The organism is Paenibacillus sp. OK060 (assembly GCF_900101205.1).
Taxonomy (GTDB): domain Bacteria; phylum Bacillota; class Bacilli; order Paenibacillales; family Paenibacillaceae; genus Paenibacillus; species Paenibacillus marchantiae.
The window spans coordinates 203980-228995 of record NZ_FNFR01000002.1 but is presented as its reverse complement, the minus strand read 5'-3'; the positions used below and the strand labels follow the sequence as shown (position 1 = coordinate 228995).

Below are 25016 nucleotides of genomic sequence, written 5' to 3'. Positions count from 1 at the left end.
ATGCCGCAAGTGGAGATGAGCAGCAAAACGAAGCCGCTTGTTAAGAAAAGTCACCTGCACCGCTTTCTGAAGCAATGGGATATTCAACTTATGGTGCTTCCGGCCATGATGTTTATCCTGGTCTTCAGCTACATTCCCATGTACGGAGTGCTGATGGCGTTTCAGGACTACAGTTTATTCAAAGGGTTTCTGAACAGTCCCTGGGTAGGCTTCAAACATTTTGACGCGTTTTTCGGGACGCCGGAGTTTTGGACCATTATGCGGAATACTCTCGTCATTGGCATGCTTAAACTGTGCATCGGGTTTCCTGCCCCCATCCTTCTCGCGGTGATGCTCAATGAAGTAGGGAAACATTCTTTCAAAAGAATTGTTCAAACGATCAGCTATTTGCCTCACTTTTTGTCGTGGGTCATCGTATCGGGCTTTGTGATCTCCATCTTGTCTACGGACAACGGCAGCCTAAACATACTGCTGCAGAAGCTGAGTCTTATCGATGAGCCGATTAACTTTCTGTCGGAGCCAAAGTACTTTTGGAGTATTTTGACCGTAACGAATGTGTGGAAGGAGATTGGTTTCTCCTCCATTGTGTATCTGGCGGCAATTGCGGGCATCAATCCCCAGCTGTATGAAGCGGCTTCGATTGATGGTGCGAGCCGTCTGAAGCAGATTTTTTCCATCACTATTCCGTCTATTATGCCAATTATCGTTGTGTTCTCGATTCTGGCTATCGGTAATTTCCTAAATGCAGGGTTTGAGGACATATTGCTGCTGGGAGGCAATCCGGTTTTGCGAGATGTCAGCGACGTGCTGGACACCTATGTATATCGAATTGGCATTCAGAACAGCAGATACTCCTACGCAACGGCGGCAGGGCTGTTTAAGGCCATCATCAGCGTTGTGTTATTGTCCGGAGCCAACTATTGGGCTCGTCGATCGGGGAACAGCCTTTGGTAGGAGAGAAGGGGGAGAGATACACATGAGGCTGTCGAATGGGGATCGATGGTTTGTTGGCATAATTTACGTCTCATTGGCTTTGTTTACATTTATTGCGTTATATCCGTTCTGGAACGCTGCCGCCATTTCATTTAACTCCGGGACAGATACGATGCAGGGCGGCATTACATTCTGGCCGCGTGAATTCACGCTTGAAAATTATCATGTGGTGTTTAAGGATGAGCGACTGATTGACGGTTTCATCATCTCGGTGCTCCGAACGTTGCTGGGTACACTGCTCTCCATTGTGGCAACAGCCATATTAGCTTATGGCATTTCTAAACGCGAATTGATGGGTCGCAACTTTTATATGGTAACTTGTATCATAACGATGTACTTCAGCGGCGGACTTATACCCAACTACTTGCTCATTCGGGAGCTGGGTCTGATGAACTCTTTTTGGGTTATGGTCATACCAGGCATTATCAGCGTGTGGAATATGATCATATTCCGGACGTTCTTTAAGGGTATCCCGCCCGGGCTTGAGGAGTCCGCCCGTATCGACGGTTCCTCGAACTGGGGGGTATTCATCCGAATCGTACTTCCTTTATCGGGACCGGTCATTGCTACGCTGTCGCTGTTTACGGCAGTGTATCACTGGAATGATTGGTTTGCGCCAAGTATCTACATATCTAACACGGATCTTCTACCCATTCAAACTAAGCTTCAGCAGATACTTAATGCCAATATCATGATGGAACAGATGCAGAACATGGATGCTGCTGCACAGGGCCGGATGAGCGCGATGAAAACCGTAACTACCAAATCGTTGTCCATGTCGACGATGATGGTGGCAACCATTCCGATCCTCTGCGTCTATCCATTCGTACAGAAATATTTTGTGAAGGGTGTATTAATCGGTTCTTTGAAGGAGTAATTCAAGCAAATCCCGGACAAGGCTTTAAGCGTCCGCTTTGACCATAGATGAATCGCGAAGGGAGCACTCATAATGAAAAAAGGGGAAAAGAACCTTCTCTCTGGCTTGTCACTCACACTTATCATTGTCATGGCTTTAATGGGATGTTCGGGTTCAGGAGGTAATACTGCAAGCCAAGAGAAGAATTACCCAGTCTCGGGGGATACCTTTGTACTGGGAGAGAAACCGCTGGAATTCTCATTCTACGGCCATTATGACTGGTACACAATGCCGGATTGGGGTAAAGATGCTTCGACGAAGTGGATCAAAGAGAATAAAAAGATCGACGTAGTGCCGATCAGCTCCGGTGGCGTCGCCAAGAACAAGCTCAGTACCATGATCGTGGCCGGTGAACTGCCGGATGTTATATGGATGGATCGTGGAGCGGATGTCGAAAAGCTCCGTTCTGAGGGGATGTTGGTCCCGTTCGATGATTATCTGAATAAATACCCCAATCTGAAAAAGTGGGCTGGGGAGTCTACGCTCGAATTGCTTCGCTCACCTGACGGTAAGCTATATCAGTTCCCTAACTGGTATACCACGCAGCCAAACGGCAACGCAGGATATCTCGTCAATAAGAAGATTTACGAGGAACTCGGCTCGCCGAGCCTGGAAACACCAGAGGATCTGTACGTCTATTTGAAGCAAGTGAAGTCAAAGTATCCAGATGTTGTTCCGCTGGAGGTTGGTCAAACTGCTGCAGGAGTGGACATCATGGTATCTGCGTTTGCAGAAAATCGCCCACATACATTCAACAGTATGATCGCCGTTCCACAAGGGGATCAACTCGTATCGCTGTTCACGGATCCTGTCTATCGTGAGCTGCTGCAGTATATGAGCCGTCTGTACCGTGAAAAACTTGTCACTCAGGATGCCTTCACACAGAAGCTGGAGCAGGTCGAGCAGAAGGTTATCAACGGCAAAGTAGCCATTTATGTGGCGTCCAGTCCCACCGAGTTTGGCTCCAAGGGCAACAATCTGCTTAAAGCGCAAGACCCGGATGCTGGTTACATCATGGTATGGCCTGTACACAAAGCGGAGTTGGATCGCAACAAGATTTTCCCGGGTGATTATAAACAGCTAGGCTGGAATGTCAGCGTCATTACGAAATCGGCCAAAGATCCAGAGGCCATCTTCGCCTTCTTGGATTGGTTCACAGGTCCTGATGGCCAACGTACGATTATGTGGGGGCCAGAAGGATTATATTGGGATGGAACGGACGAGGAGGATATGCCGTTGTTCACCGACAAATTCACAAGCGATGCTAAAGGTCGTGATGAGTTGATGAACGCAACCGTCAACTTTCAGTGGAACGGTAACACAGTCTATGTGGACAATTCTAAGATGAAATTCGAGTCTAAACTTCCGCCAGAGAAGCGAAACTTTGAAACGTATTGGCAATCGGAGATTACGTGGAAGACGCAGATGAACACTACGGAGTTCGCCAATCTGGATCCTGCAAGCGATTCGGAAGAAGGCATTATTGCGCAGCGGGTGTTTGAGATCTATGAGCAAGTTAGAGCTAAAGCGATAAGCTCCACGACCTCGGATCAGGAAGTGCTTTCGCTTCTGGATAAGGCTGAGGCGGATGCGCAAAAATCCGGTTATGACAAGTTGTTGAAGTACAAAACAGCGAGATGGCAGGAGAATAAGGCGAAAATGGCAGCTGCGAAATAAAAGTCATGGTTGGAAGCAGCCCTTTCGTTAAGATTTTTGCGGGAAGCTATAGCTTTCGCACGAGAGTCTTGGTTGGCTGCTTCATTAGCCGAGAAACATAGGAGAGATCATACTTGAACTATTACTTGGGAGTAGATGGTGGAGGTAGTAAGACATTGGCCGTCGTGGCGGACGAAACGGGACGAATATTAGGCAGGGGAATCAGCGGCTGTGGCAATCATCAGCTTGGTGCTGCCATTGCAGAAAGTAGTATAACCCAGGCCGTTGATGAGGCTTATGCACAGGCGGGGCTTAACAAAGAGAATATCACTTACGCTACATTCGGGCTTGCGGGAGCCGATCGTGAGGCGGATTTCCGCATCTTACGTCCAATAATAGGTGCAATGGGTTTAAAGAAACATCGTATCGTATGCGATACTGTCATTGCCATGAGAGCCGGCACAAGGCAGACGGATGGGGTTGTCCTTATATGCGGAAGCGGGACGAATGGATATGGTGTTAACGTTGCAGGCGAGGAGGTTCAGATCGGAGGATTCGGTTATGAATTCGGCGATTTCGGCGGAGGCGGTGATCTGGCCGTCGAGGTGTTTCGGACAGTCATTCGTTCATGGGAAGGTAGGGAGCAGCCTACTACATTGACCTCGCTTACGTTGAATGCGCTTACCTTCGAGACCGTGGAAGAGATGTACCACCGTTTTTTGGACGATGGAAGAAGGGCACCACATACGCTGGCGAAACTGCTGTTTCAGGCTGCGCCTGGGGATGAAGTCGCAAGAAAAATATTGGAAAGGCAAGGTTTGGAGCTGGGGAAAGTCGCCAGTGCAGTTATTCATAAACTAGGTATGGGCAATGATTCCTTTGATGTTGTATTGGCCGGGAGCGTGCTAACTCGTGGAGAAGGAGATTATGTGGTTCGGCATATCGAGTCTCAGGTTACTACAGCAGCACCGAAGTGCAGGTTGCGTATCTTGGACCTTGAGCCAGCAGCGGGTGCCATCCTGCTCGCAATGGATGAGAACGGAGTGAAACCAGATTCCATTGTATATGACCAATTGCACAAAGGACTTGCCGTAAAGGAGAGGAATGTGAAATGGGCCCTGGATTAAAGGTTGCTGTTATTGGGGGAAGCTCTTCCTATACCCCTGAGCTGATCGAAGGTTTCATCCGTCATTATGAGAGCTTTCCTGTTAAGCATATCGTGCTAGTGGATATTCCGGAAGGCCTTCATAAACTCACCATTGTTGGCGGGCTGGCGAAGCGAATGGTTGAACGAAGCGGACTGCCGATTAATATTACTTTAACTTTGGACCGCAAGGAAGGACTTAGGGATGCCCATTATGTATCTACACAGATGCGGGTAGGATTGCTGGAGGCTAGAGCATGGGACGAAACGATCCCGTTGAAATATGGAATGCTCGGGCAGGAGACGACCGGAGCCGGCGGAATGATGAAGGCTCTTCGTACCATACCTGTACTCTTGGATATATGCAAGGATATGGAGTTATTATGTCCTGACGCCTGGCTACTTAATTTCACGAATCCGTCCGGAATGGTAACGGAAGCCATCATGAAGCATTCCAGCATCCGCTCCATTGGTTTATGCAATTCCCCGATCGCCGCCTACAAGTGGCTGTCTGCGCTCTACCAGGTGCCTGAGGAACGCATCTATTGCGAGTTTGTCGGGTTAAATCATCTGCACTGGATCAGCCGGATCGAGATTGATGGAGAGTCCAAGATGGAGGAGATGTTGGACGCAGGGGGAAGCTACTCGGCCAGTAACGTGCCACAGCTTGCTTGGAACGCTACGCTGATTCGGGCGATTGGCGCTATTCCGTCCTATTATCTGAAATATTATTACCTTCACCGTGAGATGTTGGCGGAGCAGCAGGCTGCCGCAGCCATAGGCGAGACGAGGGCTGAGATGGTCAAGCGCCTTGAGGATGAACTATTTGAGATTTACAAGCGGCCAGAGCTAGTGGAGAAACCGAAGCAGCTGGAGCAGCGTGGAGGTGCCTATTATTCCGAGGCGGCTGTCAATCTGATGAAGGCGATTCATACGGATAGCGGAGAGGTTCTAACGCTAAACGTCATGAACGGCGATACCCTGGACTTTTTGCCACAGGATGTCAGTATCGAAGTGAATTGCCTGGTAACGAAGAAAGGAGCTGTTCCGGTACCTATTACACGAATACCGGATGCCGCAGTTGGCCTGATTCAAGCGGTGAAGACCTATGAGAGTCTGGCCATCGAAGCGGCAGTCTCGGGAAGCAGGGAGAAGGCACTGCTCGCCCTTAGCTCTCATCCGCTAACCGATTCCGTGTGTATATCAGAAGAGATCCTGAATGAAATGCTGGAGCAGAACCGTAAATATTTGCCGCAGTTCTGCCATGGGAGGTAAGGATTCTAAATAAAAAGAGATCATGTTTGGACGATCTCAACACTGAAAACCGGAGTGAAGAAAAGAAGAAAGAGACTTTTCGTCTGCGAGTGTAAAAAGATAAAAGGAGCTGTCATTAGCACAGCTCCTTACTCAAAATCTAAATTTCTTTGAGGGTTATTTTAGTTCTTGTGATATAAATACTGGTTTCGCTTTCAAATGCTGAATCCGTGCCAAGGATAATCCACAATTCTCCCTTCGCATCCGTTTTCACGAGAAAAGGTCGGTTTTTATTATTGAACGTTTTTACTTCATATGTTTGATCTGTAGATGTACTCTTCGATAAATTTCCGAGCACAAAAGCATCTTTGCCTTCTTGAGACTGCTGGCCCTTATCAATATTCATTTGATAGAAATAATCCTTATTTAGAATCGATTTGGGTTCTTGCTTAGTTACTCCAGCTTTTACATACACACTCTCTCCTGGAGAACCACCAGCACCCATACTATCCTTCGCTGCGTTAGTCGCAATATCAAAATCAAAGGTTACAAGATAGGTCTGATTTGGCTTTAATTTAGATGTCTTATCTATTTTTTTCTTCACGAACATGAATAAATCATCACTACGATTAACACCACTCAGGTACAGCCCCCTTTGATTCATATTGATTTCTTTCGGTAGTGAATTAAACGAATAATTCAGTTTATAGATTGAACGATCCTTTTTGGGGTAATCTGCGAATCCGGCGGACCATTGGTCGCTATTCTTAACAAAATCTGATGTTATGGTAATTTCTTTACCCAATGAAATTTTTGAATCTAAATCAATTAAAGACACGAATGAGACATTATTTAACAGCTCAATTTGTCTTTTTGTGAGATTTGCAGAGAATCCTTCAAGAACGTTGCTATACGTATTTTTGATGTGGAACTTACCAATCTTCTTCTCTAAATCCTTATATTCTTTATCACTGAGATGTTTGTTGAAAATAACGATACTCGGAATTTGATATGAGAGCTTAACATTTTTTAGTTTATTGTTCAGTTCCTCTGAAATCTTCATAGGAAGAATGTGGATTTCCTTAGTTGAATTAAGTTCTGCCGCATCGGAACTGTTAAAGTTAGTAAATGACAAAGCTCCTCCAGCTATAATCGTTGCGGCTAAAGTTAAGGCTATTTTTTTGTTACGAGTGTTCATATGTTTTCCTCCTAGGATGTATTCAGCACCTCTAACGGAGCAACATATCAATTTGTTGCAAAAGAGAAAATAAAGTAAATTTCATTACAATTTTAAAATAAATAATGTTAGTTTCTTGAGTGCAAAATGGCAAGGAATGGGGAGGCACTTATATTTGTCTATCCTAATGTCTTAGTGAATTACTAATAATATGAGATTATATCTATATATATTGTATTCAAAAAAACGCTATGCTACAGTGGCTTAACGAATGTTCGTTAGGGAAATTGGGTATGACGTCATGCCAGAGATTAATCAATTCATAAATACTGATAAATTAATAAATAACTAAATACGAGGTGTGTGTATTGTAATGAAAAAACTTTTATATCTCTCCATAATCAGCACAATATTAAGTAGTTTTCTTTTATCGTCGAGTTATGTTTCAGCGGGTTCCAACTCCAAAATAGTTTTGGGATACTATGCTCAAGATGAAAATGCTTATGACTCTCTTATTACTAATTATTCTTACCTCACTCAAGTTTCCACAGATTCATTTACATTCGACTCGAAGGGTAAAATTGTTGGTTCTGCCCCCAAGGAAGCTATTTCTTTTGCTAATAAGAAAAATATCGAAACGTTTGCAGCGGTTTCCAATTGGCAAGGAGATTACTTCAATGCGGCACTAGCTCACAAAATTGTAGGCGATTCGAAAGTAAGGAAAGAGGCTATCAAGAGTATTCTTAACCTAGTTAAAACGAATCAATATAAAGGTATTAATATCGACTTTGAGAATATTGAGGCTAAGGATCGTAAAGCTTTCAGTAGTTTTATTGGAGAGATTTCTCAAACGTTACGACCTAAGGGATATCTCACAATGGTATCGGTTCCAGCTGAGTTTGAAAATGATCCTACTAATAGCTGGTCAGGTGCCTTCGATTACAAGGAATTAGGCAAGCATGCTGATTATATTCAAGTTATGACTTATGACCAGAATGGTCCATGGGGACCTTCTGGACCAGTAGCAGGTAAAGATTGGATGGAGGCTGCCATTCAGTACACTATATCTGAAATTCCTCTTCAAAAAGTAATTATTGGAGTGCCAGCTTATGGATATAATTGGAATGAAACGAAGAAGAATGGAGATATTATAGGTTTAAAAGATATCCCTGCTTTGATTGCTTCAACAGGCGCTAAACCAGAATGGGATGAGTCTTCGTCTTCAATATCTCTCCGCTATCAGGCAGATGATGGTTCAAATCATGTGGTTTGGTACGAAAATGCAGCAAGTATCCAGGAAAAAACTCATTTAACAATAAAGTATAATCTCGCGGGCATCTCCATCTGGTCTATGGGAACAGAAGATTCAGGGTTCTGGGAAGCCATATCAGCTGGATTGAAAGAGTAAAGTATAAGGTGAGTTAGTATTGATCATCTAAGCTAATAGAGGAATAGATTTTGATTCTTGCATATTCGCAAGAATCAAAATCTATTTTTTTTATAAATCAATTAATGGAGCAGTATTTAAAACAATTAAAGTGAATTAAACCAACGTATGTTGTGATATTCATAAGGCTAACAACGATGTTTTATACACGTTTAACAGACTGTGTTCAGAGGGGAAAGTCGAGGGAAAAGAACGTTTTTCCATTGTATGGCAACATTATATAGTTGTATTGCGTTCATTTAAGTAAGTACTTTAAAGGGGATGATTATAATAAAAGTAAAATATTTATATTTTATTCTCAACATTATGCTGATTATTCTAACAACAGCTTGCTCCAGCAGTTTGACTAGTTCAGCTTCACAGGAGGATCTTACTGGACCTTATCGCGTAGCGTTGGATGAAGTGATTTCAAATGATACAGCTCTTAATGCCGATATGGAGTACATTTCTCTGGTTTGGGAAGAGGGAGTTATTTTGAAAAGTTCTGATAAACAAGTTATTGAAGAATACTTACAAAAAGAATATAACATCAAGATTTATAACTACAACTATGAACAATTAATAGAGCAAAAGTTATATGAGCAGGGGAAAACGATGCTTAAAGGCATTCTTCTAACCATTGAAAAACAGAAGCAATCGATCAGCCCAGATGAGATGACTATTGAGGTTAGTAAGTATCGTGCAAACGAGGGATCAATCTCTTTAGACATGATACTTGCTTACCAGCAAGGGCAATGGAACGTCGTTAAATATGCTATGATCAGAGAAAGTTAGGGAACTTTATGTCAATGTACAAAATGTACATACTTCACGCCATCCGATCTGGGAAAAAAGGAGAATACCCCCTATGACATCATCACCGAAGGAGTCTTATGTGTCTCATGAAACTCGCCTTACCCGCTATGCTATCGTGTCCACTTCCGTAACATTGCTCAGTGATGAACAGCTTCGAGAACGAGTAGAAGATGCTACGGGTCTTGATACTGGCATTGGTGGTGCAACGGCTTTGATGCAGATTGAGGAAACGCCCATCTTCGTGAAAATAATACCACTTACGGAAAAAGAAAGGCTCACTGAAAATGCCATGTCCACGAAAAACGTTTTCAAACTTCCTCCATATTGCCAGTATGGCATAGGTTCTCCAGGTTTTAGTGTGTGGCGCGAGGTTGCAGCCCATACCATGACCACCAACTGGGTGCTGGCAACTCACTGTGCGAGTTTTCCGTTAATGTACCACTGGCGGGTGTTAAAAAGTCCAGAACGACGAACTCCAATCTCTGATGAACTGAGCGATGTTTCCCGTATGGTTGAGTTTTGGGATACTTCAAAAATGGGTGACCGTATTGAGGCACTTGAACAATCCGAGTACAGTGTTGTACTGTTCTGTGAGTACATTCCCTACAACCTGCACGACTGGCTTTCCGAACAGATTGCTATTGGTGAGAGTAAAGCCGCTTCAGCACTGTCCATGGTGGATTTGAATCTGCGATCCGCTGTCTCCTTTATGAATGCAAACAAGTTACATCATTTCGATCTCCACTTTAAGAATGTTTTAACCGACGGAAACCGTGTTTATATTTCGGACTTTGGTCTTGCGACGTCTTCTCGGTTTGAACTGTCCGATTCTGAATTGAATTTTCTTGAAGTGAACAAGACTCATGATGGGTGTTATGTGGTAACAACGTTAGTGAACTGGCTTGTAACGGCATTAGTTGGCACGGTAAACCGAACTGAACGTATAGACTACATACGCCGTTGTACTGAGCGCGACGAGTTGCCAGAGATGATGGATTCAGCAGCAAAGATTATCATGCGGTACGCTCCAATAGCCGTAGTGATGAATGATTTCTACACTAATCTCGTTTCGATGAGCAGAACTACGATTTTTCCAGTTGAGGAGATTGAACGGATCTGTAGTAGTAAGACTAACTAGACCAGACGGAATTCCAAAGAAGAGGTAGAGATGATGAATACATTAAAATGGCTTCAGAACTGGTATTATGAAAACTGTAATGGAGATTGGGAACATTCATATGGTGTGAAAATTGATACAGTGGATAATCCCGGTTGGTCTGTTGAAATCAATTTGGCGGAAACTTATTTAGAGGATACGCCATTTGATTCGATAGAAGAAGAGAGAACTGATGAAGATTGGTTCTACTGTATTGTGAGGGATGGAGTATTTCATGGTGCAGGCGGAGCAACGAATCTAGAAGAGATACTGATTCACTTTAAAAATTGGGCTTCAAGCATAGAAAGATGATAATTACGGAAGTTATCGATGTTTTCTATCGCGCTGCCCTAATCTTGTTTTAGGACACTAGTGCCAAATAAAAAAACAATAACATTACTGATTTGATGATTATTTAATAAAGTTTCGACTGCATTACACCTATACGACTTCAACTGGAAAAATTAAACTGACCCCTCCGCTATTTTTAGCGAGAGAGGCCCGTTACTTGTCAATTGCAGTACTTATATGTTGTGCATGCCATCCAAAACAGCGATCAAGATGAAGAGTCGTTACTAGGCGATCTGTCAATTTTTTTGGTTCGTTCCGCCAGTTCAGTTATTGACTTAATATCTTGATCAGTTAATAGATCTAGAAAATACTTGCGTATTGCCTTTGAGACTATGGGAAGGGCTTCATCCAAGGCTGACTTTCCGACGGGAGTAATAATGACTTGCACACCGCGATCTGTGTCCAGTGGTTTCCTCAGAACTAGACCTCGTTTTTCCATACGCGTTAGATGATGAGATAGTCGGCTCTTATCCCAGTCCATCGAGTCAGCTAATTCCTGTTGGCGAAGTTTTCCATCCCCAAATTGGACTAAACGATCTAATACTCCAAAATCACCTTCTGATAGTCCTGTATATTCAGACATTTCTTTTACAACGTGGCCAAAGACTCGTTTAAAGGAGCCTTTCCATGTATTCCATAGTCGCATTTCGTCGTCGTTTAGTTCATTAATATCCATGCCAATATAATACCATGGTTGACACGTCAACCACAAGATGGTACAGTTTGTTTTGTTAGTTGACATATCAACCAAGGGAATTGAATTTGTTTTTAGGTTGATATGTCAACCTATGAAAATTATAAAGTTCTGCAAAGGATGTAAAGGAAGGAGTGAAAAATGCATAAACCTGTCGCCTTGGTCACTGGGGCAAACAAAGGAATCGGGCTTTAAATAGCGAAAGTTCTCGCGTCACAAGGCTTTGCGGTACTCATCGGCTCGCGCAATCTCGAAAAAGGGGATGCAGCAGAGAAAAGTATCGGTGAAGATGCTCGTGCTCTACAGCTCGACGTCACGAATCAGGATTTCATCTCAGCTGCTTCAGCACGTATTCGCAGCGAACTCGGCTCTCTTGACGTGCTTGTTAACAACGCGGGTATATCATCCGCAGGTCTGCCAGGTAGGCCACTGGAGGAAGTTGGAAGGTCCGCTCCCCAAGCATCGCGTCTCTCGACGAGATACGCACAGTTTTCGAAACGAATGTGTTCGATGTAATTGCTGTCACGCAAGCGATCCTGCCACTTCTGATTGAAGCAGCAGCGGAACGTATTGTTAACGTGTCAAGCGGCTCGAGTTGGTTGACTTCATCCCAACGGATCTTAACAATTTTGTGACTCAACAGAAGATCTACAGATAATATAAGGCGTAACGCCTACAAATATAAGGAGTGTGTTATTAAATGGAATATGTGAAACTGGGACAAAGCGGTTTGGATGTTTCGAAGTTAAGTCTTGGAACCATGAGCTTCGGCGTACCTGAACGCGGCAATACCCCATGGTCATTGGATGAAGAGGACAGCAGAGCGATCATTAAAGAAGCAGTCGAAATGGGCATTAATTTTTTTAGTACTGCTAATATGTATTCGGATGGAACAAGTGAAGAATTTCTTGGACGTGCATTAAAGGATTTCGCCCGTCGTGATGAAACCGTCATTGCTACAAAGGTATTTGTTCCGATGCGCAAAGGTCCGAATGCAATGGGACTTTCTCGTAAAGCCATCATGACCGAAATTGATAACAGTCTAAAACGGCTTGGAACGGACTACGTCGATTTGTACCAGATCCATCGGTGGGATCCTAATACACCAATCGAGGAGACAATGGAGGCTCTTCACGATTTAGTTAAGGCGGGAAAGGTTAGATATATCGGAGCATCCTCCATGTTGGCATGGCAATTTGCGAAAGCGCAGCATGTCGCGGAGCGCAATGGCTGGACACGTTTTGTTTCCATGGAAAATAGACTCAACTTGCTTTATCGGGAAGAAGAAAGAGAAATGCTCCCCCTTTGCAAAGATGAGGGCGTTGGCATCACTCCTTACCTGCCTTTGGCGGCAGGCCGGTTAACCCGGGACTGGAATGAGCAGACCTCGCGATCCGAGAACGACCAAATAGCAAAAGCGTTGTTTATAAAAACGGAAGAAGCTGATCGCAAAGTTGCTGAAAGAGTAGCAGAAGTTGCCGCTAACCGAGGGATTCCGCGCGCACAAGTTGCTCTTGCATGGTTGCTGCAAAAGGAAGAGGTCACAGCACCAATAATCGGTTCGACCAAAATCAGCCATCTTGAAGATGCGGTTTCAGCGTTATCGGTTAAATTAACGTCTGAAGAAATTACCCGTTTAGAAGAACTTTATATACCACATGCATTAGTATAAATTGGACACATATCCTTTATTATGATACCGTTCTGTATCGATATCCTCACCAACAACATCGATTCTATAAGCTAAAACTTTTGTAATAAACTCTTCTTGGATGCGATCCTTGAAGAGTTTATTCGCTTTTTCGATGTGACAAGCAGTTGAAGACATTTGGGAGCCGATTAAAAAAACGGTAAACCTGGTTTCAGGCATACCTTATAGGCAAAATGGCGGGGAACTTTCTGGAATAACCCCTAATCTATTGAACATGGATTGAATGATCGTTAGCGCAAAAAATACGGTTAACAATTAACACGAGGTCAGCTGTATTAGAGAGGGTTTTTCCATTTTGGGGAGGATAAGAAGTGAAAAGGGTTGTACCTCTCGGGCATAGAAGGCACGCAATTACTGAGTGCCTTTATTTATGATTGGGTATCAATCTAATTTATGCCCGAAAAAAAAGAGTACATAAATAATTTTACTAATTAACATTTTTACTTTTCACATAATTTATTTTTTTGACTAGAACAGCACCTCAGTTGATTTACAGTTCCAGTATATTATTATCGAGACCGTAAATGTTCGCGGCGTAAAGTCCGTTTTGCCGACCACAGCCTCCAACCCGTAAGTACTGCAGCTACTAAGCATATTGAAGCGGAGGTCATGAAAACCACGTGCATGCCCGATAGAAAAAGATCGGGGCGGCCCGGCACAAGTCCTGTGACCCTATGACCAGCTAAGTTACTCATAACACCAAATAGGGTGGTAGTAGCAACCGTAATTCCCACGACCATGCCCATATTGCGGACAAGTGAGTTAATACTCCCTGCAATTCCGAGCTGGGTTTTGGGCACTTTCGACATTACCAACGAGTTGTTCGGTGATTGAAACAAACCGCTGCCGAGACCGAGCATACCAATCCAACTCCCAACCAGAATGATAGAGCTGCCGCTATGAAGTCGTGCAAGTCCGACTTGAGCGATAACCATCACAATGAGTCCTGCAAAAGTGAGCAGCTCGGAACCAATTTTGTCCGATAGTGCGCCACTGAGTGGAGCTACGATTACCATGACAATCGGAAACAGCATTAGCAGGAGCCCAGCATGGGAGGGTGTAAGATTCAAAATACTTTGCGTATAGAACGGTGCGATGATGTTAAAACAAAAGTTGGCCACAAATACCAGAAAGCCGCATAAAATGCTTAAGCTGAACAGCGGATTTTTAAACAGGGTAAGCTTTAGCATGGGTTCTGGTTTACGAATCTCAACGAAAAGGAAAATAACAAAAACAATGGCGGAGATGATTAATGCAGCGACGATCCGCATATCTCCATAACCGACCTGCTGCCCGAGCAGTAGACCTGAAAACAAAGCTATGATAAATAGAGGGAATAGAAAACCCCCGGCCTTATCAATAAGGACCTTCAGTTTGGTGCGATCAGCAGGAAGTACCTTCCACCCAATCGCAATCGCGATCAGCCCAACCGGTATATTCACCAAAAATATATACTCCCAACCCAGTCCGGATACGATAAAACCGCCCAGGCTCGGTCCAGCTATACTGCCAAGGGAGACAAATGTCCCGATCAACCCCAATGCTTTTCCACGTTCTGTTGTTGGGAAGATGTCTGTAATGATGCCCTGGCTGTTGGCCATCGTCATCGCTGCGCCCAGGGCTTGGAGTAGTCGTGAACCCAGGAGAAGAGGCAGGCTGAAGCTGAACCCACACAGAAGGGAACCAAGCGTGAAAATAACCATACCCCATTTGAACACTTTAATTTTACCAACAATGTCTCCAAGCTTACCGAAAAAGAGGATCGCTGCACAAATGGTCATCAGGTAAGCGGTGACTATCCATTCCGCTTCAGCGACTGTCAGATCCATCCGCTTCGCGATAACGGGCAGAGCAATATTGACGATGCTGCCGTCGAGCGTCGACATAAATGTAAATAAATTCAGGACTATCAGGATGATCCAACGTCTTTTCTGGATAACTGGGTCATCTTGATAAGTAATGAAACGATTCTCGTCTTCCAGTTTCAGTTTCACTAAATAATCACTCCTTACTATCGTCAAAAACAATTAGTTGCATTAGCAACTAATTTGGTTTTGATTATACTTTAAGTTAGTTGCGTACGCAACTTGCATGAGGTAAAATTTTTGGATACAAAAGATTTTAAGGAGGTACTGGGTTGAAGAAACCTTCGATTGGCAAAATGTTGTCCTACGTTCATCGTATTAACCAAAAAGAATTGGCTGGTATATTAAAACCATTTGATATCGGCGGGGGCGGGCACCACAGTTATCTTAAGGCGATCTTGTCGAATCCCGGGCTTAACCAGGACCAGCTCACAAATGAAGTGAAGTTCGATAAAGCGACTACGACCCGTTGCGTCAAGCAGCTAGAGGAGGCTGGATACGTTTACCGTTCGGTGGATGCTCGCGATCGTCGTTCATACCTGCTTTATCCAACGCAAAAAGCGAAAGATTTCGAACCTGTGCTGAAACGGATTTTGGATGAGTTCAGCCTTCAGATGACGAATTGTTTGTCCGAAAGCGATACACAGCAGTTTGCGGACCTGCTGAAAAAAATTTACGACAGCAAACAGGGCTAGATTATCAAGTTCATAGCAACTGACGCGGATATTGCCGGAAAAGAATGGATCATAACCACGACCGGGTATCTGGGAATTGCCCGAGTGATCGGTATCATGATCCCGGCTCTGTCAGTCGTAGCCACGATTTGCCTGATCGTACTGCTTGTCGGCATGTTTCCGGCCTGATTGAACGGGTTTGTAAAAAAGCTGGGTTCGATCCGTTATACCCAGATTGGGTTTGTGGGTATATTAACTGCAATAGAGATAGCCCAAAATCCGCCCACACTAAATCCTAAAATAACTATGCTTGAGCTGAGCTTATGGCGAGAAGTTAATATTAATGTTGAAAGTATTCCTCGATTTCAATAAAAATATTTTATTTTCAGTATCGTACTTAACGTGAAATTCAAACACAACAAATAAATGTTCCAGTATGCTAAATTCTCCGTCTCTATAATTCCCTTTACATAGCAGCAGTTGATTCAGCTACATTGTTTTTCTTTGTCAGCGGCTTTTTCCTCAGTGTTCGATCATATAAATAAGGTTTTCCGTGATATTCCCATGCATTCTTTTGCTTCTCCTTTTTATGTATATCAACTTTTATCTCCAAATTAGCAACATGACTCTGGAATTCAGAAGCAATTCGTTTACACCATTTTAGCCCACTTTCTTCAGAGGCACTAAAATGAACGCGTAAAAGAAATCCGTTAACCGTTAATTCAAACTTATATAAATTCATATTATGTATCCTTTCTAAGTAGAAATATAATCCAGAACAAAAACACTATAATTACATAATAACAGGAACGTACGTTCTGTTAAAGCGGTATTTATATTAGCTGTCAATTGTTAGGAATAGGAGCATCGTTATTTCTCATACTCATAGCCACAATGCAGAAGTCCAATCGCTTATTGACTTTCCTTGTTCTTTATTGCCGGGTACTCGAGCATGTCCGATTTTTGTAGCGGCTGGGAAGATTAGGGTTGGTGAAAGAAGAGAAAGGTCAGGGGGCAGGTTAGTATAAAAATGGCTGATTTCTCCAAATGACGTTAGAATGGTTATAAGCCAATATTAGAGGAGGAAATCCATGCTTGATATTAATCGAATTATAGAGCTTATTCCCCATAGATATCCCTTTCTTTTGGTCGATAGAATCTTAGAAATTGTTGAGGGAAAGAAAGCTGTTGGAATCAAAAATGTGACTTTTAATGAACCTTATTTCCTTGGTCACTTTCCCGATTATCCTGTCATGCCTGGAGTCTTGATTGTAGAAGCACTGGCACAGGTGGGTGGTATCGCTATGTCCAACGTAGAGAGTAATAACCATAAGATAGGGTTACTGACTGGTATTGATAATTGTCGGTTCAAAAAGCAAGTAAAACCAGGGGATCAACTCCATCTGGAATTCGAAGTGACCCGAGCCAAGGGACAGATTGTCAAAGGAATAGGCATCGCAAAGGTAAACAATGAATTGGTTTGTGAAGCAGAAATAATGTTTGCATTTAATTCTATTGAGGCATTCAACTAACGGGCTGGTTAGCGCAAAGATATAATAAAATGAAGTTTAAAGATATTTAAAAGCAAGGTGGGATGTATGATGATAATTCGCTTGGCCACGTTGGAGGATGTGCCTCAGCTTGTTCAAATGCGTTGGGACTTCTCGGAAGAGGAAAGTGTGGATACTGCGGTCACATTTGAGGAATTTAACCAGGTTTGTAGTGAGTTCTTGGTGAAAGCTATCAAAAGTGGAGATTGGTATATTTGGATTGCAGAGATTAGTGGAAGTCTAAGTCTTGTCTCACATATGTATATGCAATTAATACATAAAGTTCCGAGGCCAGGGAAATCACCAGATCCTTATTACGGTTACGTTACGAATGTTTATACTCGCCCTGCTTTCAGGAATCTAGGTATCGGCTCAGAAATTCATAAAGCTATGGAAAAATGGTCAAAAGAAAATGAGGTTGAGTTTCTTATACTTTGGCCAAGTAGTGAGAGTGTAAAGTTTTATTCAAAAAATGGTTTTTCTCGATGTGAAGAAGCCATGGAAAAGCACTGGGATTGAGCAGTAGGTAAGAAAAATGAATAACAGCTGATCAAAAGATATAGAGACTCCCTGACTGATTTTATGGAGGTGTAAGTACGGGATATAAAATTTCGTTCATTGAATTTTCCCGAAAACATTGACATGTGCACACGAATGCATATAATGAATTCAGGGGGTATGACAATGGGATTAAATCTTGATCCAAATAAATGTAAAAAGCTGATAGAAGACAATATTGATATTGAGTTTTTTCGAGCGGTACTTGATCCAGTGCGGAGTGAGTTGTTAATTTTTCTTTCTGCAAATGGTGAAATGACAATCGGTGGTATTGCAGAATATTTTCCACAGAATCGTTCAGTTATTTCTCGGCACCTTGACTTCATGAGTCGTTTTGGTATCGTTCAAAGGAGAAAAGAAGGGCGAGAAGTTTATTACAAAACGAATAACAATTTCATTGTAGATAAATTTGAACAAACAGCTAACAATATGAAAGCACTCATGAATTTGCAATAATGCAGTGCTTTTTATATTGATATATATATGCATTTGTACACACGTATACACGATAAAGAGGTTTATTTTAATTCAATCAAAGATGCATGATCTGGATTATCGGAATATGAAGTGAACTTGCAGGGTACTTTTATAACTTTTCCTCTGTTGATATTCAGATAACGGCTAACAATATGAAAGCACTCATGAATTTGCAATAATGCAGTGCTTTTTATATTAATATATATATGCATTTGTACACACGTATACACGATAAAGAGGTTTATTTTAATTCAATCAAAGATGCATGATCTGGATTATCGGAATATGAAGTGAACTTGCAGGGTACTTTTATAACTTTTCCTCTGTTGATATTCAGATAACGGCTAACAATATGAAAGCACTCATGAATTCGAAATAATGTAGTGCTCTTCATTTTAATATATATATGCATTTGTACGCACGTATACATGAGAGGAGTTTTTATTTTGACACAATCAAAAAGAAAATGGTGGGTTCTAGCCACGGTAAGTTTAACCGTATTTATGGCCATGTTAGACATTACAATTGTCAATGTTGCATTACCAGATATACAACAAAATTTTTCATCGAGTTTTTCAAATCTCCAATGGGTGTTGAATGCCTATACTTTAGTTTATGCGGCAATGTTGTTGCCAGTTTCAAAATTAGGCGACATTATCGGACGTAAAAAAGTCTTTTTATTAGGATTGGGTATTTTTATGATTGGCTCTTTAGCCAGTGGATTGGCAAACAGTGATATTTGGTTAAACATCTTCCGTGGATTTCAAGGAATTGGTGGCGCAGCTATGATGTCATTATCTTTAACGATAGTTACTTCTTCATTTCCTGAAAATCAAAGAGGACTTGCACTAGGTATTTGGAGTAGTGCCGTTGGGCTTGCTATTGCCGGTGGTCCTTTGGTCGGAGGAGCATTAGTCGATGTTTTTGGTTGGAGATCTATTTTTCTTGTTAACATTCCAGTTGCGGTTGTAGCAATTATATTAGGAATGTTTGTGATTAAAGAAAGTGAAACAAACAAAAATGGACGAATTGATATTTGGGGACTGATTTTCAGTACAGCGATGATTTTTACGATGATTCTAGCCTTAATTCAAAAGTCAGTGAATGGAGATTACGCATGGACTGATTGGCACATTTTAAGTCTACTTGGATTATCACTTATTTTACTTATAGCTTTTATCATTACCGAAAAAAAAGTAGAACAGCCGATGATTGAATTATCTATTTTTAGAAATTGGACATTTAATGGTGCTAATATCGCAGCTTTTGTATTAGGTGCTGGACTATATGGAGGCTTTACCTATTTAACCATTCTTATGCAAAATTACATGGGTTACTCGGCTTTTGATACAGGTGCAAAAATGTTACTCATTAGTGGTTTTACGATAGTTCTTGGTCCAATTGCAGGAATTATCTCGGGGAAAATTGGTAACCGTTGGTTAGTTAGTGGAGCACTATTGATCGGTGCAATCGGAATATTTGTTATGCGTTATATGATCAAAGCTCCGTTTGAGTGGAGCTATCTGATGCCTGGTTTTATTCTTTTAGGTATTAGTAATGCTCTAGTTAATCCACCTATTACTAATGCTGCTATGAGTTCAGTTGATAAAGAGTATGTAGGTATGGCTTCGGGTATTTTAAATGTTTTTAGACAAGTGGGTATCTCCTTTGGTGTTGTAATGCTTGGAATTAAATTAACGGAAGGTTATAACGCTTCATTGAACACAAGTATCATGAATTTAGCCAATATTCCTACCGAGTTTAGAAATCAAATGCTGGATGTTTTCCATAAAGCTGGAGCTTTTGGGGGTTCACAAGTTTTTGATAGCAAGCAAGCTGAAGCATTTAAAGCTATGCCAGCTTTTGATGAAATGAAGTCACTCGTGTTTAATGCTTTTAATTCAGGTATGCAAAATGTAACACTATTGATTGGTATTTTCTTAATAATTGGTACAATCGCGAGTGCAATTTTGATTAAAAACAAAAAGAATACACAGAACGGGAATTAATCTTCCTTCGAGAGACTCGCAATGGAAATGATGAATCCTTAGTTTTACTTTATTAAGAGGGAGATTAGAAATGAGAACAATACTGAAGTTTAGATGGCTGGTAATTGCGGTTTGGCTGATTGCAACGGTGGGACTGATGGTTACCGCACCGGGGATGCAGGATCTGGTACGAACAAAGGGGCAGATTAATGTTCCAGATGGGTACTCCTCGACCGTAGCCCGCGAATTAGAAAAAGCCATTGGAGAGAACGACAGCTCTGGCACCAGCAGCGGAATGCCAACTGTGCTTGTATTCCATAAGGATGGAGGGTTGTCAGCTGAAGACCTTGCAGATGCTCCTCATAAAGCATTTAGAATTTTGACTAGTTCGTGTTTTCAATCTATACTATAGCTAGTTTCAATATAAGGGGGAAGTATCAAGTGTCTGCTGTTGTTCTTAGCTAGTTAATTGCATTAGGTTTATTTCATTTAATTTGCAGAAATCCGCTTATTTAAGTGGTTTATTTCTTCATGTAATAAAATGGAATAACCCCTGCATTAGTTAAGAACATGGGACATCGACTACTTCTAGTTGACTGCGGAACCGTGCTCTCATGCATGGTTTTTTTACATTAAGCCTATTTTGACAAGTGTCATTTGTTTGACATTCGGTTGAATTGGACATCATGTTATCCGTTAGTCAATTCTCTACAGGGGCAGAAGATGAACAATTTGTTCATTTTCTGCCCTTTTTTTGTTTTGAAAAATAATGAGGAAGGAAGTGAACTCGAAGGCACGTCGGACACCTGTTTGCTTGAGATTTCTTAGGAGTTCAAAAAATTGCTCTATTGAGTAACCTATATTAACTAGAATGGTAGGTAGATTAATTTGGAACATAATATGATCATAATTGCTCAAGGTTTAGCCGAAGAACTACAACGTGGAAAGATCCGTCATTTAGAGCAAGGGTATATGACGGATGCTGAACGTGGGTGGTCTGGTGCGGATGTACGTCGTATAGAGGTTACTTATGAAAATGGTCAAAAGGAGAGCGTAATATTTAAAGAAGCTGCCCTAAAAGAACGCATGGCAATGAAAACGTTAACTGACCAGGGCCATCAGAACACACCCGCCACTTTTTCACTAGATCTAGAAACAGATGAGCCTAGATGGATGGCGATAGAAGATTTGGGTAGTGTTAAATCTCCTCCACCTGGCGTAGACTGGTCGCCAAGAGTTGCGGAGGCATTAGCCAGAATCCATGCCCTTAATATGCATAGAGGTTCGGAGATGCTGTGGCTCCCCCATGCTGACCGTCATTATTGGGAAAATTATTTAGTTACACAAGTGTCTGTGGACCATTTTCAAACGCTTATAGAGCAGAACCCCGACTTTTACAGGGAATTTGGCGCGTATCTGCCATTACTACGTGAAAAAGCAAACGCTTTTGCACGTGATATGGTGGCTTTGTATGATGAGAAGGAAAGCCTAACTCTTACGCATGGAGATTTGCAATCCGTAGACGGTTCCCACATCCATTATTACAATGGAAAACCCTATTTTATTGACTTCGGGTGGTGTTATTATGCACCCTTTTATATTGATCTGGCTAGTTATTTTAACCTTGAGGATGCCAAAATTTATTACAAGGAATTAATTGCAAATGGTATATCACTTAGCTATGATGATTTTTATGAAAGATTGAGGGCAGCATTTCGTTACTCTGGGTTGATATACTTATATCCCAGTATTAGACAATGGTCTCTCGGGCCTACTGAACTAACGGGTAAACGTCTGCTTCATATGTTGAAGATTATACTTACAGGCGAGTTTCCAGAGCGTAGGATTGATTACTCTAGCAAGCTTTTCTCAAAGCTGCTCAATGAACATAAGAACGGTACACTTCATAAGCTCAATTAAATTGTCTCATCATGAGATGCGATTTAGCAGTACGTTTGCGTCCCAACAAGCGGGGAAGCTACGGCACTCTATTCATGATGAAACTGGACCGGCCCGGAGAAGTGAATAAAAGCTTTTACCAAAATCGAGCTTGAGCCGGGCGGAAACGCAGAATCGTCTTCGAGCTTGAAGAGAGAGAGACTTCTCATTTTTTTTCACATCACTTCGTATGGTTATGGTTAGTATACTGATTCCCTCGTTTCACTGTGTCCTTCATCTTTCTTTTTGCGACAAGTATAGACAAAAACAGGAGGGAAGCTGAGGGGCACAAATTTAATTCTCTCAATATCGAATAAATCAGCCAATCGTTTCTTCATATGAAGTGAGTACTGGTACAACACTAACATCCCTCCAGGTCGAAGCGCTGTATGCATCTGTGAAAGGATGTTTTGTTTCATTTCTCTGGAAAAATTAAAAAATGGTAGTCCGCAAATGATACTATCCAACTGATGCACATGTTCATGATTGATCCTTTTCAAAAGATAGGATGCATTCGAATGGAACATGAATTCAGGATATGTTTTCTTCAGATTACTCCTCATTTTGGGGTCTCTCTCAAATAAAAACACGATTGAAGATTTCGGTAATTTTGCTCTCATAAGACGTGTGATAACACCTGTTCCTGGCCCCAGTTCTGCAATGGTTTTAACTTCTTCCCATTGTACAGACTGGACGATTTTATGGGCTAGAAATTTGGAACTGGGCAGGACACTTCCTACTCGTTTGGGGTTCTTTAAGAATCCTTGCAGGAAAAGAAACGGTTCGGATGTTTTCAATGCGGTATCCTCCATTGTTGAATTCAATAATGTTTCACTTGATGTTGGCAGGCAAGCTTAACTGGAACGTAAATACGTTATGCGTATGTTGAAGCGTTAAGGTACCCTGATGTAACTCCGCAATATTTCTTGCAATCGAAAGACCCAAACCAGACCCCGTTTGAATACCTTCGCTGCTTCTTGAATAATCAACCTTATAAAATCGATCAAACAGCTTACTTTTTTGCTCTATTGTGAGCGGCTCACCTTTATTTTCGACTTTAATGATAATGTACTCATGACGCATACTCATTCGAATATGAATCGCACCAGGTTTCACAGAATACTTCAGGGCGTTCATAAGAAGATTATCGATGGCCCGAGCAATCTTATCACTATCCACGCAGGCCATGATTGGGGAATCGCCAATCTCTTTCTCAATATGAATTCCATTCTCCTGAGCTAAAGGTTCAAATTCAAACAGCAACTGGTCCAATAGCTGATATAGGTCAACCTTTTTCAAATCCAATTGGGTATCTACTGAGGTTAGACGTGTGTATTCAAATAAGTCATCGAGCAGCTTCTTTAAATGCGTTGCTTTGTTATGGGTGTTCTGGATGAAGCGGTCATACTCTGCTTTGTCTTGAAATGATTCTGTTCTTAGAAGCTCAATATAGCCGATGATGCTGGTAAGCGGTGTGCGCAGGTCATGTGAGATACCCGTGATCATGTCCATCTTGGATTTCTCCAGCTCGCGCTCCTTAACCATCTGCAGCTGCAACTGTTCAGTCATGTGATTAATGTTGGAAGCGACTCGCCCAAGTTCATCTTGTCGATTAACGGGCACCCGGTAGTCCAGATTTCCTTCTGAAATGAATTGCAATCCTTGCTCCAAATGAATAATATCTTTAACCATTCGACGTGTTAAAAATAGGAAGGTTAAGATAAAAGTTAATATAAAAATTGGAGTAATGACATACGGAAGCGAATTGCGAAACCAAGCCTGCTCCCAAGCTTTAAAAACATCTATAGATAGGTAAATGAGCATATTATTAAAGACAGCTGCAGCAATGGTGCTCAAAATAATTCGGATCAAAATGTTAATCTGTATTTTCTTCTTTCGAGTTCGATGAGAGGGGTTAGATCGTCTAATCAAGTTTATAACCCACTCCCCATACCGTTTTAATATACTGAGGTTCTCGTGGATTCACTTCCAGTTTCTCTCGCAGATTGCGAATATGGACCATAACCGTATTATCCGAATACCCGTAAGGTTCTTTCCATACGGTTTCGTAGATCTTTTCGGAGCTAAATACTTGTCCAGGATGGCTTGCAAGCAGCACCAGAATGGAAAACTCCAGTGGAGTTAGTGGAATGTCATTCTCCTTTAACTTCACGGAATGTTTACTTGTATCAATGACAAGGTCCTTGATCAGGATAAGTGAATTGAATTCTGCTTTGCCAATCAGTGTTTGGCGTCGTAGCTGAGCCTTAACGCGAGCTAGTAATTCTAACGGATTAAACGGTTTGACCATGTAATCGTCAGCCCCGGTAGTCAGGCCTGTAATTTTATCTATGTCCTCTTCTTTGGCGGATAGCATAATAATGGGAGAGGTTGATATTTCTCTTATTTTGAAGCAGGCTTTGATTCCGTCCATAATGGGCATCATGACATCCAGTATAACGAGCTGGACCGATGTAGTTTTGATAATATTTAGTGCTTCTTCACCATTGGTTGCTTCAATGACCTGATATCCTTCGTTACGTAAATAGACATGAATGACATCACGGATGTCGGGTTCATCATCAACAATGAGAACGGTACTCACAATCCAACACTCCTTTTATGACTGTTCTAAATAAAATTTTAAATCCTTATAAAGAGGATAATATCAG

At 42.0% G+C, this 25016-nt stretch carries 26 protein-coding genes; 19 read left to right on the top strand and 7 right to left on the bottom strand.

Features of this window, described 5'->3' with window-relative positions; translation table 11 throughout:
• The 5 genes from BLS14_RS07390 (at position 1) to BLS14_RS07370 (ending at position 5984) form a co-directional block, all read left to right on the top strand.
• Entirely contained in the window at positions 1-954 is a 954-nt protein-coding gene (locus tag BLS14_RS07390; RefSeq protein WP_072733090.1) for an ABC transporter permease, read from the top strand.
• A gap of 22 nt (positions 955-976) precedes the next feature.
• The gene (locus tag BLS14_RS07385) at positions 977-1870 is read left to right on the top strand and encodes a carbohydrate ABC transporter permease (protein ID WP_063563722.1); all 894 of its coding nucleotides are present in this window, start codon (positions 977-979) and stop codon (positions 1868-1870) included.
• A gap of 72 nt (positions 1871-1942) precedes the next feature.
• A complete protein-coding gene (locus BLS14_RS07380) occupies positions 1943-3586 on the top strand; it encodes an extracellular solute-binding protein (RefSeq protein ID WP_063563723.1) in 1644 nt (547 codons plus the stop codon).
• Between the two features lie 113 nt (positions 3587-3699).
• Positions 3700-4692, top strand: coding sequence for an N-acetylglucosamine kinase (locus BLS14_RS07375; RefSeq protein ID WP_090950616.1), 993 nt, complete (start codon positions 3700-3702; stop codon positions 4690-4692).
• On the top strand, positions 4677-5984 hold the full coding sequence (locus tag BLS14_RS07370) for a 6-phospho-beta-glucosidase (protein WP_090950609.1): 1308 nt from the start codon (positions 4677-4679) through the stop codon (positions 5982-5984). The genes BLS14_RS07375 and BLS14_RS07370 overlap by 16 nt, the downstream gene beginning before the upstream one ends.
• A gap of 139 nt (positions 5985-6123) precedes the next feature.
• On the opposite strand, the gene BLS14_RS07365 is transcribed toward BLS14_RS07370, so the two are convergent.
• Complete coding sequence (locus tag BLS14_RS07365) at positions 6124-7161, bottom strand: hypothetical protein (RefSeq protein WP_090950605.1); 1038 nt, start codon at positions 7159-7161, stop codon at positions 6124-6126.
• A gap of 352 nt (positions 7162-7513) precedes the next feature.
• Here BLS14_RS07365 and BLS14_RS07360 point away from each other — a divergent pair, with 352 nt between their 5' ends.
• The 4 genes from BLS14_RS07360 to BLS14_RS07345 all read left to right on the top strand — a co-directional run bounded on the left by BLS14_RS07360 (position 7514) and on the right by BLS14_RS07345 (position 10850).
• On the top strand, positions 7514-8548 hold the full coding sequence (locus tag BLS14_RS07360) for a glycosyl hydrolase family 18 protein (RefSeq protein ID WP_090950601.1): 1035 nt from the start codon (positions 7514-7516) through the stop codon (positions 8546-8548).
• A 432-nt stretch (positions 8549-8980) separates the two neighbouring features.
• Positions 8981-9361 carry a hypothetical protein gene (locus BLS14_RS07355; RefSeq protein ID WP_090950595.1) on the top strand — a complete coding sequence of 127 codons (381 nt, stop codon included), beginning with the start codon at positions 8981-8983 and terminating at the stop codon, positions 9359-9361.
• A 73-nt stretch (positions 9362-9434) separates the two neighbouring features.
• Positions 9435-10520, top strand: a complete 1086-nt coding sequence (locus BLS14_RS07350) for a protein kinase (protein ID WP_090950591.1) — start codon at positions 9435-9437, stop codon at positions 10518-10520.
• Between the two features lie 33 nt (positions 10521-10553).
• Positions 10554-10850: an immunity 53 family protein gene (locus BLS14_RS07345; protein ID WP_090806733.1), complete on the top strand. Its 297-nt coding sequence runs from the start codon at positions 10554-10556 to the stop codon at positions 10848-10850.
• 244 nt (positions 10851-11094) lie between these two features.
• Here BLS14_RS07345 and BLS14_RS07340 read toward each other — a convergent pair whose 3' ends face one another.
• On the bottom strand, positions 11095-11565 hold the full coding sequence (locus BLS14_RS07340; RefSeq protein ID WP_063563732.1) for a MarR family winged helix-turn-helix transcriptional regulator: 471 nt from the start codon (positions 11563-11565) through the stop codon (positions 11095-11097).
• A gap of 213 nt (positions 11566-11778) precedes the next feature.
• On the opposite strand from BLS14_RS07340, the gene BLS14_RS33065 reads away from it, so the two are divergent.
• The 3 genes from BLS14_RS33065 (at position 11779) to BLS14_RS07330 (ending at position 13255) form a co-directional block, all read left to right on the top strand.
• Positions 11779-12099: an SDR family NAD(P)-dependent oxidoreductase gene (locus BLS14_RS33065; RefSeq protein WP_348537067.1), complete on the top strand. Its 321-nt coding sequence runs from the start codon at positions 11779-11781 to the stop codon at positions 12097-12099.
• The gene (locus tag BLS14_RS33060; RefSeq protein WP_256336254.1) at positions 12087-12218 is read left to right on the top strand and encodes a hypothetical protein; all 132 of its coding nucleotides are present in this window, start codon (positions 12087-12089) and stop codon (positions 12216-12218) included. Before BLS14_RS33065 ends, BLS14_RS33060 begins: the two co-directional genes overlap by 13 nt.
• 65 nt (positions 12219-12283) lie before the next feature.
• Positions 12284-13255: an aldo/keto reductase gene (locus BLS14_RS07330; protein ID WP_064637728.1), complete on the top strand. Its 972-nt coding sequence runs from the start codon at positions 12284-12286 to the stop codon at positions 13253-13255.
• A 548-nt stretch (positions 13256-13803) separates the two neighbouring features.
• On the opposite strand, the gene BLS14_RS07325 is transcribed toward BLS14_RS07330, so the two are convergent.
• Positions 13804-15288: an MFS transporter gene (locus tag BLS14_RS07325; protein ID WP_371121621.1), complete on the bottom strand. Its 1485-nt coding sequence runs from the start codon at positions 15286-15288 to the stop codon at positions 13804-13806.
• A 143-nt stretch (positions 15289-15431) separates the two neighbouring features.
• Between BLS14_RS07325 and BLS14_RS07320 the strand changes: the two genes are divergently transcribed.
• Positions 15432-15854, top strand: a complete 423-nt coding sequence (locus tag BLS14_RS07320) for a MarR family winged helix-turn-helix transcriptional regulator (protein ID WP_090950586.1) — start codon at positions 15432-15434, stop codon at positions 15852-15854.
• A gap of 445 nt (positions 15855-16299) precedes the next feature.
• Here BLS14_RS07320 and BLS14_RS07315 read toward each other — a convergent pair whose 3' ends face one another.
• Positions 16300-16575, bottom strand: coding sequence for a hypothetical protein (locus BLS14_RS07315; RefSeq protein ID WP_063563735.1), 276 nt, complete (start codon positions 16573-16575; stop codon positions 16300-16302).
• Positions 16576-16924: 349 nt separating this feature from the next.
• Between BLS14_RS07315 and fabZ the strand changes: the two genes are divergently transcribed.
• The 6 genes from fabZ (at position 16925) to BLS14_RS07285 (ending at position 22326) form a co-directional block, all read left to right on the top strand.
• Complete coding sequence (gene fabZ / locus BLS14_RS07310; RefSeq protein ID WP_090806731.1) at positions 16925-17365, top strand: 3-hydroxyacyl-ACP dehydratase FabZ; 441 nt, start codon at positions 16925-16927, stop codon at positions 17363-17365.
• Positions 17366-17434: 69 nt separating this feature from the next.
• Positions 17435-17902, top strand: a complete 468-nt coding sequence (locus BLS14_RS07305; RefSeq protein WP_256336251.1) for a GNAT family N-acetyltransferase — start codon at positions 17435-17437, stop codon at positions 17900-17902.
• A gap of 165 nt (positions 17903-18067) precedes the next feature.
• Positions 18068-18397 (top strand): ArsR/SmtB family transcription factor, encoded by a 330-nt coding sequence (locus BLS14_RS07300; RefSeq protein ID WP_064637734.1) that lies wholly within the window; start codon positions 18068-18070, stop codon positions 18395-18397.
• 467 nt (positions 18398-18864) lie between these two features.
• Entirely contained in the window at positions 18865-20427 is a 1563-nt protein-coding gene (locus BLS14_RS07295) for an MFS transporter (protein ID WP_090950577.1), read from the top strand.
• A gap of 70 nt (positions 20428-20497) precedes the next feature.
• On the top strand, positions 20498-20818 hold the full coding sequence (locus BLS14_RS07290) for a hypothetical protein (RefSeq protein ID WP_090950574.1): 321 nt from the start codon (positions 20498-20500) through the stop codon (positions 20816-20818).
• A 488-nt stretch (positions 20819-21306) separates the two neighbouring features.
• Positions 21307-22326: a phosphotransferase gene (locus tag BLS14_RS07285; RefSeq protein WP_176854422.1), complete on the top strand. Its 1020-nt coding sequence runs from the start codon at positions 21307-21309 to the stop codon at positions 22324-22326.
• Positions 22327-22544: 218 nt separating this feature from the next.
• On the opposite strand, the gene BLS14_RS07280 is transcribed toward BLS14_RS07285, so the two are convergent.
• The 3 genes from BLS14_RS07280 to BLS14_RS07270 all read right to left on the bottom strand — a co-directional run bounded on the left by BLS14_RS07280 (position 22545) and on the right by BLS14_RS07270 (position 24949).
• Entirely contained in the window at positions 22545-23141 is a 597-nt protein-coding gene (locus BLS14_RS07280) for a class I SAM-dependent methyltransferase (RefSeq protein ID WP_072733079.1), read from the bottom strand.
• A gap of 34 nt (positions 23142-23175) precedes the next feature.
• Entirely contained in the window at positions 23176-24078 is a 903-nt protein-coding gene (locus BLS14_RS07275) for a HAMP domain-containing sensor histidine kinase (RefSeq protein WP_256336382.1), read from the bottom strand.
• 190 nt (positions 24079-24268) lie between these two features.
• On the bottom strand, positions 24269-24949 hold the full coding sequence (locus BLS14_RS07270) for a response regulator transcription factor (RefSeq protein WP_090950566.1): 681 nt from the start codon (positions 24947-24949) through the stop codon (positions 24269-24271).
• Positions 24950-25016 lie beyond the last annotated feature (67 nt).

Excerpts from the sequence above, each read along its gene's own strand:
- fabZ (WP_090806731.1), top strand. The coding sequence starts at position 16,925 with ATGCTTGATATTAATCGAATTATAGAGCTTATTCCCCATAGATATCCC.
- BLS14_RS07350 (WP_090950591.1), top strand. The coding sequence starts at position 9,435 with ATGACATCATCACCGAAGGAGTCTTATGTGTCTCATGAAACTCGCCTT.
- BLS14_RS07305 (WP_256336251.1), top strand. The coding sequence starts at position 17,435 with ATGATAATTCGCTTGGCCACGTTGGAGGATGTGCCTCAGCTTGTTCAA.
- BLS14_RS07360 (WP_090950601.1), top strand. The coding sequence starts at position 7,514 with ATGAAAAAACTTTTATATCTCTCCATAATCAGCACAATATTAAGTAGT.
- BLS14_RS07390 (WP_072733090.1), top strand. The coding sequence starts at position 1 with ATGCCGCAAGTGGAGATGAGCAGCAAAACGAAGCCGCTTGTTAAGAAA.
- BLS14_RS07330 (WP_064637728.1), top strand. The coding sequence starts at position 12,284 with ATGGAATATGTGAAACTGGGACAAAGCGGTTTGGATGTTTCGAAGTTA.
- BLS14_RS07285 (WP_176854422.1), top strand. The coding sequence starts at position 21,307 with ATGATCATAATTGCTCAAGGTTTAGCCGAAGAACTACAACGTGGAAAG.
- BLS14_RS07315 (WP_063563735.1), bottom strand. The coding sequence starts at position 16,575 with ATGAATTTATATAAGTTTGAATTAACGGTTAACGGATTTCTTTTACGC.
- BLS14_RS07345 (WP_090806733.1), top strand. The coding sequence starts at position 10,554 with ATGAATACATTAAAATGGCTTCAGAACTGGTATTATGAAAACTGTAAT.
- BLS14_RS07290 (WP_090950574.1), top strand. The coding sequence starts at position 20,498 with ATGAGAACAATACTGAAGTTTAGATGGCTGGTAATTGCGGTTTGGCTG.
- BLS14_RS07300 (WP_064637734.1), top strand. The coding sequence starts at position 18,068 with ATGGGATTAAATCTTGATCCAAATAAATGTAAAAAGCTGATAGAAGAC.
- BLS14_RS07370 (WP_090950609.1), top strand. The coding sequence starts at position 4,677 with ATGGGCCCTGGATTAAAGGTTGCTGTTATTGGGGGAAGCTCTTCCTAT.
- BLS14_RS07340 (WP_063563732.1), bottom strand. The coding sequence starts at position 11,565 with ATGGATATTAATGAACTAAACGACGACGAAATGCGACTATGGAATACA.
- BLS14_RS07365 (WP_090950605.1), bottom strand. The coding sequence starts at position 7,161 with ATGAACACTCGTAACAAAAAAATAGCCTTAACTTTAGCCGCAACGATT.
- BLS14_RS07380 (WP_063563723.1), top strand. The coding sequence starts at position 1,943 with ATGAAAAAAGGGGAAAAGAACCTTCTCTCTGGCTTGTCACTCACACTT.
- BLS14_RS07385 (WP_063563722.1), top strand. The coding sequence starts at position 977 with ATGAGGCTGTCGAATGGGGATCGATGGTTTGTTGGCATAATTTACGTC.